At 37.4% G+C, this 16833-nt stretch carries 15 protein-coding genes; 6 read left to right on the top strand and 9 right to left on the bottom strand.

Annotated elements, in window-relative coordinates; translation table 11 throughout:
• Positions 1-72: 72 nt before the first annotated feature.
• A complete protein-coding gene (locus AC07UM_RS18180; protein WP_494681473.1) occupies positions 73-966 on the bottom strand; it encodes a CPBP family intramembrane glutamic endopeptidase in 894 nt (297 codons plus the stop codon).
• A 185-nt stretch (positions 967-1151) separates the two neighbouring features.
• Between AC07UM_RS18180 and AC07UM_RS18175 the strand changes: the two genes are divergently transcribed.
• Together AC07UM_RS18175 and AC07UM_RS18170 are read left to right on the top strand one after the other, a co-directional pair.
• The gene (locus AC07UM_RS18175; RefSeq protein WP_494681472.1) at positions 1152-1727 is read left to right on the top strand and encodes a helix-turn-helix domain-containing protein; all 576 of its coding nucleotides are present in this window, start codon (positions 1152-1154) and stop codon (positions 1725-1727) included.
• An 87-nt stretch (positions 1728-1814) separates the two neighbouring features.
• Complete coding sequence (locus AC07UM_RS18170; protein WP_494681471.1) at positions 1815-3302, top strand: serine hydrolase domain-containing protein; 1488 nt, start codon at positions 1815-1817, stop codon at positions 3300-3302.
• Positions 3303-3487: 185 nt separating this feature from the next.
• On the opposite strand, the gene AC07UM_RS18165 is transcribed toward AC07UM_RS18170, so the two are convergent.
• Positions 3488-4033, bottom strand: coding sequence for a hypothetical protein (locus AC07UM_RS18165; protein ID WP_494681470.1), 546 nt, complete (start codon positions 4031-4033; stop codon positions 3488-3490).
• A gap of 110 nt (positions 4034-4143) precedes the next feature.
• On the opposite strand from AC07UM_RS18165, the gene AC07UM_RS18160 reads away from it, so the two are divergent.
• Entirely contained in the window at positions 4144-4584 is a 441-nt protein-coding gene (locus AC07UM_RS18160; RefSeq protein WP_494681469.1) for a hypothetical protein, read from the top strand.
• 32 nt (positions 4585-4616) lie between these two features.
• Here the strand turns inward: AC07UM_RS18160 and AC07UM_RS18155 are convergent, their stop codons facing one another.
• The 4 genes from AC07UM_RS18155 to egtD all read right to left on the bottom strand — a co-directional run bounded on the left by AC07UM_RS18155 (position 4617) and on the right by egtD (position 9333).
• On the bottom strand, positions 4617-6182 hold the full coding sequence (locus AC07UM_RS18155; RefSeq protein WP_494681468.1) for an ABC transporter permease/substrate-binding protein: 1566 nt from the start codon (positions 6180-6182) through the stop codon (positions 4617-4619).
• Positions 6179-7099: an ABC transporter ATP-binding protein gene (locus AC07UM_RS18150; protein ID WP_494681467.1), complete on the bottom strand. Its 921-nt coding sequence runs from the start codon at positions 7097-7099 to the stop codon at positions 6179-6181. The genes AC07UM_RS18155 and AC07UM_RS18150 overlap by 4 nt, the downstream gene beginning before the upstream one ends.
• A gap of 10 nt (positions 7100-7109) precedes the next feature.
• Positions 7110-8279 (bottom strand): ergothioneine biosynthesis protein EgtB, encoded by a 1170-nt coding sequence (gene egtB / locus AC07UM_RS18145; RefSeq protein WP_494681466.1) that lies wholly within the window; start codon positions 8277-8279, stop codon positions 7110-7112.
• 70 nt (positions 8280-8349) lie between these two features.
• Positions 8350-9333 (bottom strand): L-histidine N(alpha)-methyltransferase, encoded by a 984-nt coding sequence (egtD, locus tag AC07UM_RS18140; RefSeq protein ID WP_494681465.1) that lies wholly within the window; start codon positions 9331-9333, stop codon positions 8350-8352.
• 330 nt (positions 9334-9663) lie between these two features.
• Between egtD and AC07UM_RS18135 the strand changes: the two genes are divergently transcribed.
• Positions 9664-10713 carry an alpha/beta fold hydrolase gene (locus tag AC07UM_RS18135; protein WP_494681464.1) on the top strand — a complete coding sequence of 350 codons (1050 nt, stop codon included), beginning with the start codon at positions 9664-9666 and terminating at the stop codon, positions 10711-10713.
• Between the two features lie 56 nt (positions 10714-10769).
• On the opposite strand, the gene AC07UM_RS18130 is transcribed toward AC07UM_RS18135, so the two are convergent.
• Positions 10770-11912: a 1-acyl-sn-glycerol-3-phosphate acyltransferase gene (locus AC07UM_RS18130; RefSeq protein ID WP_494681463.1), complete on the bottom strand. Its 1143-nt coding sequence runs from the start codon at positions 11910-11912 to the stop codon at positions 10770-10772.
• A 303-nt stretch (positions 11913-12215) separates the two neighbouring features.
• Between AC07UM_RS18130 and AC07UM_RS18125 the strand changes: the two genes are divergently transcribed.
• The gene (locus AC07UM_RS18125; protein ID WP_494681462.1) at positions 12216-12479 is read left to right on the top strand and encodes an outer membrane beta-barrel protein; all 264 of its coding nucleotides are present in this window, start codon (positions 12216-12218) and stop codon (positions 12477-12479) included.
• Between the two features lie 410 nt (positions 12480-12889).
• Here the strand turns inward: AC07UM_RS18125 and AC07UM_RS18120 are convergent, their stop codons facing one another.
• Positions 12890-13399: a hypothetical protein gene (locus AC07UM_RS18120; RefSeq protein WP_494681461.1), complete on the bottom strand. Its 510-nt coding sequence runs from the start codon at positions 13397-13399 to the stop codon at positions 12890-12892.
• A gap of 5 nt (positions 13400-13404) precedes the next feature.
• Positions 13405-13695: a T6SS effector amidase Tae4 family protein gene (locus tag AC07UM_RS18115; RefSeq protein ID WP_494681460.1), complete on the bottom strand. Its 291-nt coding sequence runs from the start codon at positions 13693-13695 to the stop codon at positions 13405-13407.
• Between the two features lie 1045 nt (positions 13696-14740).
• Here AC07UM_RS18115 and AC07UM_RS18110 point away from each other — a divergent pair.
• A complete protein-coding gene (locus AC07UM_RS18110; RefSeq protein ID WP_494681459.1) occupies positions 14741-16801 on the top strand; it encodes a phage tail-like protein in 2061 nt (686 codons plus the stop codon).
• Positions 16802-16833 lie beyond the last annotated feature (32 nt).

Genomic DNA, 16833 nt, shown 5'->3' with positions numbered 1-16833 from the left:
TTAAAATACTGACTTCACTGATATTTCAAAAAACAGCCTTCTGCACGGAAGGCTGTTTTTTGATGAATAATGCTATGCGGAAAGAAGGGAATCTTCAGTATCCTTTTCAGGTAATTCTTTTCTCTTTCTCCAGAAAAAGTAGGCAACGATAGCGGTTGCAATAGGCAGGGCAATCCCAAACTCATCAATATAATAATTGGTATTTCCCGTATCCACAGTAAGCGGTGTGAAAATAGACTGTATAAAAAGGTTGTGGCTGGCATGTAAAATAGCTCCTGTCCATAAACTCCCGGATTTTAACCTTAACCAGGTGAAGATGAAACAAGATGCAAATATCATGACCGTAAAACATAAAAGAGCCAGCCATTTTGGACCTCCGGTATTATAATTGGAAAAAAGCAGAAGAGGATAATGATAGATAGCCCATATGAGACCCATCCAAAGAGAAGTGCCCGTGTAAGAATTGATTTTGGCCAATTGCGGAGTAAGAAGGCCGCGCCAGCCTATTTCTTCGCCCAATGCAGATCCTACCGAACGAACCATGCCAAAGCTGCTCATCAGAATAACATACAGAATGATCGTTTGGTTGTCAGAAAGATTCCACCCCATTCCTTTGCCAGCTTCTGCTACAAACTCATGATTATAAAAACCGCCAGCTCCACTGATCCAGATGATAAGGTAAGGAACCAAACTGTAAAGAATAGGAATGCAGTACGCCATGATCTGGTATTTTGTGAGTCCCCATTTCCAGCCGAGAGAAGAAATAGGAATTTTCCGGATACGGCAGGTAAGGAGAGCAGCAATAGCGGGACACCACATGACAATTGTGGCATACGATATAATGCCGCCACCAAGTTTACCTGTATGGATACACATATAATATACCGGCAGGCAGAAAATCAGGGTAAGCACAAGGTAAGTGGCAATGTTTTTCCTGATTTCCGGTTTAGATACCCTGTTTTCCATAAACTGATCTGGTGTTATAGTTTATAAATGTTTGAAATATAGAAAGTTATTTTTAAATAAAAATACACTTATTTTTTATATGAATAATAATTTCAGCATCAGCAGATGAAAGAAAAATATCTTCTGCTTTTAATAGCGGAAAAATGTAAATTAGCAAAACAAAATTTTTTCGAATATCCTAAATTATGTCCAAGCTAAAAGCTATAAGAGAACAAAAGAATCTGACCCAGGAAGAATTATCAGAAAAATCAAAGATTTCTGTAAGAACCATTCAGCGGATAGAATCCGGGACAGACCCTAAAGGATATACCCTTAGAGCGCTGGCACAAGCATTGGAAATACAGGAAAATGTACTACAGGATACCGTTGTAATTTCTGAAATAAGTGAGGTAAAGACAGAATCGAAAGAAGAGGACAAAGCATTAGAAAACATCAACTATTCTTTCATTAAAATAATCAATCTTTCATCACTCCTGTTTGTGATATTACCTCCTCTGAATATTCTGGTTCCGCTTCTGCTGATGTTCAAAATGAAGCAGAGAAATAGCCTGGCGAGACAAATTATCTCCGTACAGATAGTATGGACGGTTATGGCACCCATTGTATTTATGCTGTGGATCTTTTTGAAGATGGGACCAGAGTCTACTTTGATCATTATGATCCTGATTGTACTCTCAAATATCTTCATTATTCTTAGAAATGCCTCAGAAATAGACCGTCATAAAAAACTGTATTTCAGGTTGAATTTCAGTATGATATAAGCCTGTCAGGGCTTTGTCGGGTTTTTGTCGGGTTGGTTTTTGCAGAAATAGCAGATGAAAATCTAACCTTTGTCAAAAATATTAACAATGACAAAGTATACTCATTTTATACTCACTTTTTTTATCGTTTTCTTCAGCAGCCTTAATGCCCAAATAGAAAAAACAGACCCTTTGTACAAAACAATTATGTCCAGAGACAGTCTACTATTTTCAGTAGGTTTCAATACGTGTAATGCGGTACAAATGGAAAATATACTCAGTGACCAGCTTGAATTTTATCACGATAAAGATGGCTTTTCTGATAAGAAGAAATTTATGATTGACTTCAAAAACGGTTTGTGCAGCCCTTCAAAAACTTATAAAGTCAGAAGAGCTTTGGTGGAAAAAAGTACGGAGATCTACCCCATGTACAAAGATGGTCAGGTATACGCTGTTATCCAAAATGGGAATCATCTGTTTTATGAAAAAGAAACTAATCAGCCAGAGAAACTAACAGGTTCTGCTAAATTTACGCATGTATGGATTAAGGAGAATGGCGAATGGAAACTGAAAAGATCATTCAGTTTTGACCATCAGGCGAAAAAGACTATTGATGATGACAATGTTTTTGAAGATGACCAGGCAATTGAAAACTGGCTGAAAGAAAATAAAATTCCAACATTAGGATTAGGAATTATTGAAGGAAGAGAGCTGAAGCAGGTAAAAGTTTTCGGGGACATAAAAGAAGGAGTTTCTGCCCCTTATAATACCTATTTTAATGTAGCGTCTATTACTAAACCTATCACCACCATGGTTACAATGCATCTGGTAAGTTTAGGGAAATGGAAACTGGATGAACCTCTTGATCAGTACTGGATAGATCCGGATCTTGCTAATGATCCGAGGCATAAAAAACTAACGACAAGAATGATTCTCACCCATCAGACAGGCTTTCCAAACTGGAGATGGATGAATGCTGACAAAAAGCTGCATTTTCAGTTTGATCCCGGAACGAAATACCAATATTCAGGAGAAGGATTTGAATACCTGAGGAAGGCTTTAGAAAAGAAATTTGGGAAATCGCTGGATCAGCTTGCCCAAGAATTGATTTTTAAACCTCTCAAAATGAATGATACCAATTATATCTGGGATCAAAATACAGATGAATCAAGATTTGCAATCGGATATGATAAAGAAGGTAAACCTTATCCGATAGAAAAAAACAAAATGGCAAATGCAGCTGATAATTTACACACTACGATAGAAGATTTAGGAAATTTTATGGTCAACATTATGAAAGGCGGAAGCCTGAAACCTGAGGTATTTAAAGAAATGATCAGAAAGCAGGTGAAAATAAGAGATAATAAATATTTTGGATTAGGTTTTGAGGTGTATGATCTGGGAAATGATGAGTATGTCTTATCCCATGGAGGGGCCGACCAGGGTACGCGCTGTATTACTCTTGTGCTGCCAAAATCAGGAAAAGGAATAGTGATCTTTACCAATACCGATGACGGCTCTAAAATCTATGAAAAGCTCGTCCTTTATTATCTGGGCGAAGAAGGAAAGAAAATCGTTGAAATAGAAAATAAATAATAAAGAATTCAATAGGGATGAGTTTTAGCCCATCCTTCCATATTATATCCTTTCTAGTGTCTTTGGCCCAAATCTGCTCGTCACAATAATTATAATTCATTGTACAAACAAAAAAGGATTCATGAATTCATAGCAAAAAAAGAAATAAAAAAGCCTGTATTTTAAGTGCAGGCTTTCTATAATTTTTATCTTACTTTTTCCAGAAGGTACAGTTTAGCCCCGGAAAATGCCAGTTTAGGCATCAGGTTTCCTTCCAGAACCATTGTTTTATTGTTCACATCAATAACAGAAATATAGTTGTTGGAATTGTATTCTATATAATTTTCCTTTTCTTTGGTTGATGGATTTTTTCCAAACTCCATAGAATATTTCACCCAATCCTCATCCTGCGTACTGCAATGTACCGGTTTGAATTTAGATTTTTTAGCCTTGAAAACAATCTGGTCAAAACCTTCTGCACATTCTGAAGTAAATGAGCCATCAGGATTCTGATCCTTTGAAAAATCCTCAAAAGAACCGCGATAAACCCCTACAACTTTCCAGGTGCCATCCAGACGGTCTTCATCAATTTTTCCCTTCGCTTTGCTTACTGCCCAGCTGATTCCGTTTACAGTACCTTTTACCGCTTTATAGCTTAAGCTGACTGCTCCGGATACCACTTTTGTAGCCGTTCTTACCACACAGGAATTGAGAACAAGAACAGCCGAAGCCAGGAATAGTGTTTTTTTCATATTTTTGAATTTTGTACGAAGATAATGTTTATTTTAAACAGATAATGGATCTCCCATAAACGGATTGGAACTATTTAAAATATAAAATTAATTTTGCTAAAAGAATAAAAATGCCTTTTGACCGATCCATATTAACAGAAAAATTAAAGGAAAGAGCTTCTGATTTTTTTATTTATAAGCATGAAATTACAGAAGTGATTTTTAATAGAGATGAAATTGTTTTTACCCTTATTAAGGTACAGAAAATGGATATCCCGGATTTTACATCATTTATCATTGCTGCTATGGGTGCTTCCGGTTCCGATGAATGGGAAATGCAAAATTCAGAAATCCTAATGACAGATCAGGAAAAGATGCTTCAGCAGATTACAGATTTTCAGCATTCCTGGAAACTTAATTTAGCAATAGAAACCTATATTGAAGGAGAAATTCAATATGTTTATGAAATGATGATTGATCCTGAGAAACCTGGGCATGATAGTGAGATCAGCTTTGTTGTTGAAACCGATCGTTCTTTTATTTATTTTTTCACCCATCATTTTTATTATTAAAGAAGTTCCTGAATAATGGGAAATGCTTTATTTTACTTTCCGTCAAAATATTTCCTGAGATCAGAAATACTTTTGATATGGAGATCTTCAGCCTGCTTTCTACGCATCATCAGGGCATAGGCATTATTGAACCCTAGAGGTTGCAGCCATTGAATCCCATATTGTTTTCTAAATTCTGAATTTACATACTGATAGGTTTTATCGGCACTTTGACTCACGCTTTTGATAGTCTGTTCTGTTGGTTTTAAAAGGACAAGCAGCCCGGTTCCTGTATATTCAGGATAAAAATCAATGGCGTCATTTGTTAAAGCATCAAAACAGATTTTGGTCCCGCCCAAACCAGTTTTCGTTTCTACTTTATAGTCTGTATAGCCTTGAATAAGCATTCTATACATCTCTGCGAGAATATATTGTTCCCCAAATATTTTTGAACCAATCCGAACCGTCCCTGAATTTCCCTTTCGTGGACTTTTATACAGATTATTTCTGATTAAAAAATCCTTCGCAATCTTTTCCGGGGTCTGATTGAGATGATCAGATCGGTAATTCAAATCGGTCATGATAGAATCATTGAACTTTCCAGCTAATAGATTTAAGGTCTTTTCCAGTTCCGGAAATTTTTTCAGTGTTTTGGTCTTAATAATAGGAGCCGCAAAATAGGGTGGGAATATCTTCTTATCATCATTCAATACATAGAGATCAAAAGCTTTGATTCTGCCATCTGTAGAATATCCACTGATCAGATCAAGCTCTTTTTCATAGGCCGCTTTATACATAATGGCATCACTTACCACAAGCGGCTGTACGTTGAGTCCATATACTGAACGCAGTCCTAGGTCTCCATCCTGCCTTCCCATAAACTCTGGGGTAAAACCAGCCTTGATCGTGCGGTTTGATACGGAAGTCAGTAGATAAGCTATTCCCAGAATAATAAAGAGGATGGGAAGTATATATCTCAGTTTTTGAAAGAATTGATATCCCGATTTTTGTATCATGGCAATTGTTTGATCCAATACAACAGCAAGTAATGCCGCCGGAATGGCTCCTGACAAAATCATATTGGTATTGTTAAGGGAAATCCCCCCGAAGATAAACTCTCCCAAACCGCCTGCTGCAACAAAAGAAGCCAAGGTAGCAACTCCCACATTAATAACTGCTGCGGTTCGTATTCCGGCAACGATGACCGGCATTGCCAAAGGAAGTTTTACCTTGAAAAGGAGCTGGCTTCTGTTCATTCCCATTGCTTTGGCTGCCTCAATAACTGCCGGATCTACGCCTGTAATTCCGGTATAGGTATTTCGGATGATGGGAAGAAGTGCGTAGATCAGCAAAGCTGCAATCGCTGGTTTGGGACCGATACCAAAAACGGGAATCATAAATCCCAGCAATGCGATGCTCGGAATGGTCTGTAAAATCCCGGCAATACCCAGTACCGGACTGGAAAGTTTCTTTTTTCTGGCAATCAGGATTCCTAAAGGTACGCCAACAATAATAGCCAGAAGCAGAGACAAAAAAGTAAGCCCAAGGTGTTGAACAACCTGGGTGATCAGCTTTTCCTGCTGTTCGGCAATAAATTCCCAAAGACTCTGCTGCGTCATACAATCTGTGATTTTCTATAATGATTAAACGCTCTGATCAGCTCTTCATACACCTCAGCATTTTGATGACCGGAGCTTAATTGCTGTAAAACATCCCATACGCTTATATTATCGATACTTTCCAGCTCATGATATGATGTGTCAGGACTAAGGAAGGGACTGATCTGTTGTAAAGTGGCTACTTTATACTCTAATAAAAGCCGGTTTTCAGCAAAGAAATCACGGACAAAGTGGTTGGAAGGATGGTAAAGGATTTCTTTGGGAGTGCCGGTCTGTACAATTTTCCCCTGATCCATGAGGCATATCCGATGTCCCAGATCAAATGCTTCCTGTACATCATGCGTAACCAATACAATCGTTTTGTTTTTAAGATCCTCCAGTGATTTAAATTCTGAATGAATATCAGCCTTGGTAATATTATCCAAAGCCCCGAAAGGTTCATCCATCAGTAAAACCGGACTGTCTGCAATCAAAGCTCTTGCAATACCCACCCGTTGCTGCTGTCCGCCGCTTAGCTCGTGGGGAAATCGGGAAAGGACTTCTTCAGAAAGATGAAGTTTAGCCAACAGCTCATGAGTTCTTGTTTCCGTTTTCTTTTTGTCCCACTTCAGCAGTTCCGGAACTACCGCAATATTCTGTTGAATGGTATAATGAGGAAATAAACCGGAATGCTGCATGACAAAGCCAATTCCCATCCGCAGTTCCTCGGCTTTCTGATCACGGATATTTTTACCATCAATAAAAATATTCCCCGCATCTGCTTCTATAAGGCGGTTGATCATCTTAAGGGTGGTTGTTTTCCCACATCCGCTGGTTCCCAAAAGAACAAGGATCTCCTGATCAAATGCCTGAAAAGAAATATGATCTACTGCCTTTTTTCCGTTAAAACTCTTAGATATTGATTCTACTTTGATCATCGGTAAACAATTACTGAGCAAGTCTGATTCCTGTGAACTGCCATTTCAAATGGGTTTGAAAAAAATTACGGTACGTATTTCTGCTGTGCCCTGGAGGAGTGGCTTCTGAAGCACCCCGCAACACTGTTTGATTGACCATAAATTTTCCATTATATTCGCCTACAGCCCCTGCTTCTTTTTTAAAATGAGGATAGGGCAGATAAGCAGAATTCGTCCATTCCCAACGGCTTCCCCAATCAAAATGATGAGAAGCTGCTTCCCACTCTGCTTCAGTAGGCAGACGCATTCTTTTCCATGATGCAAAAGCGGATGCTTCGTAGAAATTAATATGGCACACCGGGGCATTGGGATCTATTTCCTGTAATCCGTTTAAGGTATAATTCATCCATCTCCCTTCCATATAATGCCAGTATAGCGGAGATTTTGCAGAATTTTGTTTCACCCAATCCCATCCTTCCGCATGCCAGTGTTTGAAATCTGAATATCCCCCTGCTTCCATAAATTCTAAATATTCACCGTTGGTTACCAGTTGACTGGCGATTTCAAAGTCTATAAGATATACTTTGTGCCTTCCTAATTCATTATCAAAACAGAATCCTTCTCCTTCAAAACCAATTTTATAGGTTCCTTCCGAAAATCTGAGCATTTGCAGATCTCCGGAACCATATTGCTGGGGCTTTTCTTTTGTATAGGAAGGGAAGAGCGGGTTGTGTCCTAAAATATATTTGATATCAGTGATTAATAATTCCTGATGCTGCTGTTCATGATTAAGTCCTAATTCCAAAAGTGGTTCTATAGATTCTTTCATAAAGGAACTTTGAAGAAAAGCCTTCATCTGCTCATCTACATATTTTCTGTATAGATATACCTCTGAAACCGAAGGACGGCTGAGGTTTCCGCGGTCGGTCCGGATCACCCGTGCTCCGATGGTCTCATAGTAACTGTTAAAAACAAAATTATATTGAGGATCAAAAACCTCGTATTGGGGAAAATTCGGCATCAAAATAAAAGTTTCAAAAAACCAGGTGGTATGACCAAGATGCCATTTCGGAGGGCTTACATCTACAATAGGCTGTACTACGTAATCTTCGATTTCCAGTGGAGCGCAGATTTCTTCAGAACGTCTGCGGATATCCACATATTTTTTCACGATATCTTTTGTGGGGATCTCTGGTGTCATATCTTTTTGTTTTTAGTGCTTTATTTTCATTTTTTCACTCTTGCAGATGTGATGGGCTGCAAAGGTTCATTTATTTTACCTGCCAGACCGTATCTACAAACCATTTTTTAGAATCTTTGATCTCTCCGGTGATGGTAAAACCTGATTTTTCGCCCAATTCTTTAATCTTTTCAGCAGAGAATTTCTGTGAAATTTCCATATCTATAAGTTCATTTTCTTCAAATGAAATCCGGGTATTGCCAATGGTCACCTGCTGGTTGATAAGGCTTACCAGAAAACTTCTGCAGGCTCCCGTGATGGGATCATAAGTCTGATAATGCTGAAATTGCTCAAGGTTAAAATCTCCACCCAGTTCGTTGTTGATGCGGGTCAGAAGATTAAGATTAAAGGAAGCGGTGATTCCTTCTTTATCATTATAGGCACTCAAAATAGTGTGGGGGTTCTTTTTAAGGTCAAACCCTACCAACACGCGGTCTTTTGAAGATAGATTGGTATTCAGATGCAGACAGAAATCTTCAGCTTCTTCCGGAGTCATATTTCCGATATTGCTTCCTAAAAACAAAACGACTTTTCTTCGGTCAGATAATGAGGCCGCTTTTTGAAGCATCTCAAAATAATCGCCTTCCAAACAGGTGATTTTCATTTCCGGAAACTGACTGCTTAGTTTTTTATGGAGAATCGAAAGGATATTTCCCGAAATATCAATCGGCATATAAGTGAAATCAACTCCACTTTTGACCAGCTGTTCCAGTAAATAAGTTGACTTCATAGCATCTCCCGCTCCCAGTTCAATCAGGTCAAAAGATTCGGTCTCAGGAATGAGGAGATGGGTAAGCTCATCCGTTTTATTTTTAAAAATATCAAGCTCGCAACGGGTCAGATAATAGTCAGGCATAGCCATGATTTTCTGGAAAAGATGATCGCCGATTTTATCGTAAAAGTATTTTGAAGATAATTTTTTGGGAGTATGCTGCAGTCCATTCAGAACGTCCAAACGGAAATGATCAACAGACTCTTTTTCAGTCTTAGAATGTGGATCTAACTGTAAATTCATAAGCCGTATTTTGTGTGGTTTTTGTAGAGAGCTGCAATTATCCTGCCTTTTATAACATTCAATTCCTTTGCCTTTTATCTAATTAAATATAAACAATTTTACTTTTAATGGAATGATTTTCAAAATGTTTTTACAAGATGTGGTATTTTTTTTACGCGTCAGAAATCCTATCCGTTGATCATAAAAGCTGAAAAAGAAGAGTAGGGAAGCTATTGTCTGGTTTAATGCCAGAAAATCAGTATTCCCCCTTCAATATGACCTGTTCAAAGTATTTACCTTTATTTCTATCTCTGTTTTGCAATAGTTTTACCATTACAAAACATCACTATTATGAATACTACATTGAATTTCAGTAAAAAAATACAATTCATTTTATCCCTCGCTATTTTTATGGGAATAGGATTGTTGTCTCTACAAGCGCAGACTTATTCCACTGGCGGAGAAGAGCTTGAAAGCACAGTTGTAAAATCAGCTTTTCAGAATACAAAGAAAATCAAAGCCGGACTGTTGGAGGTAGGGTATGCAGAAATAGGGCCTGAAAATGGGAAACCTGTCATCCTTCTTCATGGATGGCCCTATGATATCCATAGTTTTGAACAATCCTCTGCTATACTTGCTGAAAAAGGTTACCGTGTTTTGGTTCCTTATTTAAGAGGCTATGGAACCACTACTTTTGTATCTCGGGATACAAAACGCAACGGTCAGCAGAGTGCTGTTGCATTGGATATCATTGCTTTTATGGATGCCCTGAAAATTGATAAAGCGATCATTGGCGGTTTTGACTGGGGAGCGAGAACAGCGGATATCATGGCAGCACTGTGGCCTGAACGCTGCTCCGGACTGGTAGCGGTAAGCGGATATTTAATAGGAAGTCCAAAAGCTAATGAAAAACCTCTGTCACCCAATGCTGAATTTTTATGGTGGTATCAATATTACTTTTCAACTGAAAGAGGGTATAAGGGATATAAAACCAATACAGAAGCATTTAATAAATTAATATGGAAAACTGCCTCGCCCAAATGGGCTTTTGATGACCAGACCTATGAACGTTCTGCCGGAGCATTTAATAATCCAGATCATGTTGATATTGTGATCCACAATTACCGCTGGCGTCTGGGATTGGCTAAAGGAGAAAAAAAATACGATATGCTTGAAGCCAAACTGGCAAAATCTCCGGCTATTACAGTTCCAACAGTTACCCTGGAAGGAGATGCCAACGGAGCAGCATTTCCTGCTCCGGAAAATTATGCTTCCAAATATACAGGGAAATATGCACATCATACGCTGACGGGCGGGATTGGACACAACTTACCACAGGAGGCTCCAAAAGCATTTGCAGATGCGATCATAGAAGTGGATTCTATGTCACAGAACCAGTAATACAAAAAACCACTGCTCAACAGCAGTGGTTTTTTATTAATATTATATCGTAATACTTATTTCTGGAAACCTTCTTCCCATTTCAGCTTATTCACCAAAGGATTCGCATACATCGCTAAGAAATACTCTCTCGAAACAGGTTCGGAAGGATCAATACGCATTTCAAGTCTGCGGACAAACAATTGTTTTTCCTGTTCCGTATATTCAGAGGTGTAGATATTGGTGTTGTGAAGCAGATCATAAGCAATAAACTTCGTTGGCCAAAGTTTATAATTACTGATGATGGAACGGTCAATAACCTGAGCAATCGCTTGCAGCTGTTTGTTTTTATTCTCAATGGTGGCTGCAATATCATCCAGTTCGGTATCAATGACATCACCGGCATGCAGATGAATGCGTTTCTTTTGTCCAAGAATTCCACTCAATATATTGGTGAAATCTTCATTTTTACCTTTGATATATTCCTCATCCCTGTGCTGGGCCAGCAGTTGAGGCATCTTTAAGGAATCAGTAGGGTCATACTCATAAGATATGGAGATCGGAACAATCTTTAATGTTTTAAAATAATCTGTCAGCGACTGGTCTCCGGCTGCCATAGCAAGCATTTTCAAAACGCCCTGCTGGGTAGAATCGTTACCATCTTTTGTACGGCCTTCACGCTGGGCAATCCATACCGAGCGGTTCTCCTGATGCAGCAGCTCATCAATATACTCAGACATGGTCTGTGAACTTTTAAGCTGTTCACGAAGTGACAATCCTCTTTGTACTAAAAAGTTACGGTTCAGCTTAGCCAGTACATTCAAAAACTTTTTACGGACAAGGTTATCACCAATAGCCGAAGCGGTCATAATATAGCCACCTTCCAGCAATACCAGATTAAGCAGTGAAGTATCCAGAACAATATCCCTGTGGTTCGAGATGAAAAGGTAAGAGGTGTTTTTATCCAGCTTATCGAAGCCAGAAGTTGTTAAACCCTCGGAACTTTTCGCAAGGATCTGACGAACGGCATAAGCTACAAACTGATGCTGAAAATCACTTATGGAATGAACATTCTTAAACTGTTCAAGCCAAACCTGCTCATCTGCACCAGGAAAAGTAAAATTCATAAATGCTTTCATCATGGGATCATGGGCAATACTCCCTAATCTTTCATTCACTTCCTGATCAGAAAAATACCGGATTTCATCAAACTTCGACATGCAATTATTCAAAAATTAAAACTTTTTGCAAAAGAACGAAAATTTATCTGGGGATAGGGTATAATGGATGTTAAAGTATTATGAATGGCGTAGGAGTTGGTGAAATTACTGTATAATAAAATAGTCTGCATGTGTGCTCACCCTTTCATTCCGTAGGAATCCAGACCTTTACTTTGCCATCAATCCATTTATCTATCTTAGTCAGCTGTAGGACTTCAATAGGAATGGGCTTTAGCCCATTTTAATAAGAAAACATTCTTTCCTTTGGCTTTAGCCCAAACTTAAATAAAAGTATTTAGATTTTTGCGGAATGATAAACGATGTATTCTTTTTTGGAACAAAAAAGCAAGCATTGGATTTACCATTACTAATCCGTTTAATAAGTATATTCGACAAGTAACCACCGTAGATACGGGAGATTATCAATCTTATTCTGTAAGAGATCTGCCTTGCCGTTCTTTCGAAATCAGCTTCAGCTATAAGTTTGGGAAGATGGATTTTAAAAAGGAGAAAGATATGAGTAATGAGTATTTGAATGGGCCGGGAACTGGGGATAAGATTAAGTAATGGAATAGAAATAAAAAACCACTTCTTTATAGGTTAGAGAAGTGGTTTTTATTAACCTTATGATTTATATTTCTAGATTTTTTAGTTGAACACCTTCCTCTGTTCTCCATATTTATCAAAAGTTTCAGGGTTATTTTCAAAATCTAAAAATTTTTGGTCGTTTTTTATGGGTAATTTAGATATAATTATATCTGCAAATAAGTAATCTAATGATAAAAGTATTTAAAGAATGGAAAATAACGAAAAGGTTACTACCAGCTTGTGTAATAGATGAAAAATGATAATATCACAGCAAAATGCTGTTTCTTTAAGGCCGTCGAAGAATTAGATGAATATATCAACTATGGTTTAGGACTACAAAAAGCTGAAGCCTATATAAATAATAATCATGAAATATTGGGAAGCTATCTTTAATCATGAGCAAATCCACTAAAATCTTTTTCATCAGTACCAACATCAGCAAATACAAATGAGTCTGTTAAAGTCTTATTTGTAATAATGATATTGTCTTTTTTAAATAAAATACCCTGTATACCTGTTCCACATATATTATTACTATTTTCTGCACCAAATATTTTTCTATCATCTTGTGTTGCCATGTTTCCAAGAATAACCAAAGTATGCTTTACTCCTACATCTGGATAAGAGAAATTCTCAACTTTATTCTTCCCCCATCTTAAAAAATAACACGGAGGATTAATTTTTATATTACCGGATAAATTATATTCTTCGGAATTAATCTTTAATTTAGCTTTTCCATTATCATTTATTAATTCTAATAGTACTCCGTCAATATTAGTTGTATCGGCCACTATTATTGTTCTTTTTTTAGTAACTGATTGGGCGTATCCCTTTCCTTGATTTTTTTTACAGGAAAAAGATATTAATGATAGTATTATTACAAAACAAATATTTTTCATAATAGTTAAATTAAAGCCCACAACCAAATTTCTGTACCTCTCCCTAAATAGTCGAAAGCATCCCCACTTTTTAATGACATTCCATTCCAAATGTCTATGTGATCTGTACCTTCAGACCATCCATCTTTAATAAAGATTATCCCTTTCCCATTTTTGAAAGATTTGTGGTCCATTGTTGGATATTTTTTTCTTTCAAGCATTAGTCGATTTCCAAATATTTCGGGATGCACATGAATCCAGCTAGCCAGCTCCTGAGCCCTTAGTATATGCTTGAAGCCATCTTCATGTTTCTCCAAGCTTTAAAAGACACTAAATCAACACATGATTTATGAAGAGATTCACTCATTCTAATTGCACACTGGTTTGTAAATAATGCTATATTACAGGGATGAGATCCTTTTCCTGGTTGATTTTTTCATAATTCGTCAAATCTTGCCATAATAAAGCATGTTAGATTTTATCAAATATAGAAATATAAATCAAACATGTGAGATAAATTATTATGTTAAATAATTTGAAATAAATATTTATGTACTAGTAAATATAGAACTTGTCTAAAGTAAAGGAATGAATGATATTTCCTAAAAAAATTGTGTTAGATAAAGATATAGTAAAAAAGAATTTAGCCCTTATTTGGATTTAGGTATTCAAAAAATAATTGTAAAGTTTATATTGATGTATCGAAAATTAAAACATATCCCCATAATCATTCTTTAGTAAAGGTTTTAAGAAGGAAGGAAAGCAAACTTTTCTCAAAGGCTCTTGTTTACTTATCTGAAAAAAACAATATATTATTCACTGATAGTTGAATTTTATAGGATGATCTATGATTTTGTGTGTGTTTATAAATAAATACTAAAATTAATTTGAGCTTTATACAAAATCTAAAATTCCGGTAATACCAAGATATTAGCGCCATAAAACACAAAGCATATGGAAACAGCACTTTATCCTTTTTTTATCTCACAGCCAGGGCAACTGAGCGAGCAGAAGAATACATAACAGATGACAGTTGGTATTTATCATAGATGGAAAGACTCCCTTAAATGCGGCAGGAGGGAGATGCGATTAGACAGGGTGATGTATTTCTTCTGAAAAACAAGCAGTATATAAAATTATACATTACATAAAGTATATTGATGATGGATTATAAACTAATAATATTAAGACAACGTCATTTTTATTGATTATCCGTTTTTTTGACATGATAGAAGTGTTGATTATTGGTGAATTATATTTGTAGTGTTGTTGTTTTCTTATCTCGAACTTGGGTTAATTAATATATTAGTTTTTTGTCATTTTTAAAAAAAAATTGTGACTTAAAATAAAACATAAATTAAAATGAAAAAAAGAAATCTTCAAAAGAAGGTCAATGGTCTTATGGCAATAATCTTGTTATTTCTGATATTTCCCTCGGCGCTTAAAGCACAGGAATCACAGATTGTCGACTATACACCTTATGCTTTTTCAGCATCCTCAGACAGTTTCACTTATCTTACAGGAGGCACATCGGTAAGCAGTATTCAGGTTGATTCTGGATATGGATATAGTGGAGCTTTGTCAATTGGTTTTAGCTTTAAATTTGGTTGTAAGGATTATACACAGGTATATGCCAGTTCTAATGGAACATTATCCTTTGCTGGTGGAAATCCAGGAGGTAATAATAGTAGTACCCCCCCCTCCTTCCTAAAGTTTTTGGCTCCTTTTTGGGGTAACTTGCAGGGTGGCTCAGGAACAGCGAGTTATGCTACTTCCGGCACGGCACCAAACAGGGTCTTTACCATGGAATGGAGAGACTGGCAACGATATAATTCCACTCCTGTTAAAAATATATCTTTTCAGGTGAAGCTCTATGAAGGAACTAATATTATACAGTATATCTATAAACAGGAAATACCTGTTGTTACGAATACTCAAGACGTGAGTATAGGTCTTTTTGATGGAGCTAATCCCGGTACCAAGCAAAGGTGGCTGGCCAATTCTTCAGCATTCCCCACGGTCTCATCTACGAAAACTTTAATCAGTACAAGACCTGCTACAAATCAAATGTATACTTTTACACCCGATAATAATAGCTGTGCTTGTATTGGAAGAACAACTTTAAATGATACCGGCGGTAACAACGACGCAGGAGGGCTAAAGGTTATCATGACTGGTGCCGGTAATATACAAATAGTAAGGAATGGGAACGGTCAAATTTATAATAGAGGTAGTAGGTTGTATAGTGGGTCGTCTAATGTTTATGAGGTTCCCGGCACTACGCATGGGCTTGTTCTGGGAATAGGAAATACCCAGTATACTACCGGGACTTTGGATGCTTCCTCAGGATTTACTAATGGGGGCAAACTCACGGTAGTTTCTAATACATGCCAGGGGGATACGGGTCCGGATGCCAATGGGATTGAGCGCAATAAAATACGGCTAAAGGCTACTAAAAACGGACTCGACTATTACCTGAATGTCTATTATTCTTATAAAAGACCTGAAACATTTATGACGATAAATTATGAAGTAGAAATTCCTGTCGGCAATACCGAAGAGGTAAAGCTAGCTCACGGTTGGGATACCTTTCTTGATGGAGGTGATCGAGGTCCCGGATTTGTTACCGGTAAGGCTCCCTATTATACGATGGGCGTACAAAAGGTTGGATCTTATGAAGCTTTTCAGTATGTTTCGGGAACACCATGGAACGGGTATTATTCGGCAGTCTTTAACAGTCTAAATTCTGATTTATCAGGTAACTTAATTTTTAAAAATACCATTGATCCTGATCCTGGCACCGATAATGGTATGGGAATATCGATGAGCTTCGGTAAAAATTCAGGTACTTATAACAGTATAAACAAGGTTATCTTTAAGTGTAATGCACAAACAGCACCGGTTCTTACCAAAACTTCCACTCCTTGCGGAAATGGGGCTGTTAATCTGAACAGCTTTGTAGTCCCACTTGCTCCCAATCCATATAACCTTGTATTGGTATGGAGAGACAGTACAGGAGCTGAGGTAGCAAACCCGACTAACGTAAACCAGACAGGAACCTATACTGCGGCCTATAGAGATATGGTTAATAGCTGCGATTCTCCTCTAGCGACGTTCACGATTACGGGAACATGTGTTATCGTAGCTACTTGTACCAAACCCGCATCTACTGCTACTCCTACTGCTTTTACAAAGATGGGGACTACAAACTACAGTACAATACAGAAAGATTGGCCAGCAAAGATCCCTAATGGTTTTATAGCATTAGAGTCTGCATCAGAAGGGCTGGTGATTACCAGAACGACTCCCGACAAAATTACTCAACCGATAGAAGGGATGATGATTTATGATATTTCCAAAAACTGCTTCAGCCTCTACAATGGAAGTTCTTGGAAATGTATAGAGAAGTCCTGTAATAATTAATCTTATCAAAAAATAATGTAAACATAGAAATG

Source organism: Chryseobacterium sp. GW821-FHT04C04, from assembly GCF_059420365.1.
This window is presented reverse-complemented; position numbering and strand designations above follow the sequence as displayed.

Coding starts and splice junctions, on each gene's coding strand:
- AC07UM_RS18180 (WP_494681473.1), bottom strand. CDS start 966: ATGGAAAACAGGGTATCTAAACCGGAAATCAGGAAAAACATTGCCACT.
- AC07UM_RS18175 (WP_494681472.1), top strand. CDS start 1,152: ATGTCCAAGCTAAAAGCTATAAGAGAACAAAAGAATCTGACCCAGGAA.
- AC07UM_RS18170 (WP_494681471.1), top strand. CDS start 1,815: ATGACAAAGTATACTCATTTTATACTCACTTTTTTTATCGTTTTCTTC.
- AC07UM_RS18165 (WP_494681470.1), bottom strand. CDS start 4,033: ATGAAAAAAACACTATTCCTGGCTTCGGCTGTTCTTGTTCTCAATTCC.
- AC07UM_RS18160 (WP_494681469.1), top strand. CDS start 4,144: ATGCCTTTTGACCGATCCATATTAACAGAAAAATTAAAGGAAAGAGCT.
- AC07UM_RS18155 (WP_494681468.1), bottom strand. CDS start 6,182: ATGACGCAGCAGAGTCTTTGGGAATTTATTGCCGAACAGCAGGAAAAG.
- AC07UM_RS18150 (WP_494681467.1), bottom strand. CDS start 7,099: ATGATCAAAGTAGAATCAATATCTAAGAGTTTTAACGGAAAAAAGGCA.
- egtB (WP_494681466.1), bottom strand. CDS start 8,279: ATGACACCAGAGATCCCCACAAAAGATATCGTGAAAAAATATGTGGAT.
- egtD (WP_494681465.1), bottom strand. CDS start 9,333: ATGAATTTACAGTTAGATCCACATTCTAAGACTGAAAAAGAGTCTGTT.
- AC07UM_RS18135 (WP_494681464.1), top strand. CDS start 9,664: ATGAATACTACATTGAATTTCAGTAAAAAAATACAATTCATTTTATCC.
- AC07UM_RS18130 (WP_494681463.1), bottom strand. CDS start 11,912: ATGTCGAAGTTTGATGAAATCCGGTATTTTTCTGATCAGGAAGTGAAT.
- AC07UM_RS18120 (WP_494681461.1), bottom strand. CDS start 13,399: ATGAAAAATATTTGTTTTGTAATAATACTATCATTAATATCTTTTTCC.
- AC07UM_RS18110 (WP_494681459.1), top strand. CDS start 14,741: ATGAAAAAAAGAAATCTTCAAAAGAAGGTCAATGGTCTTATGGCAATA.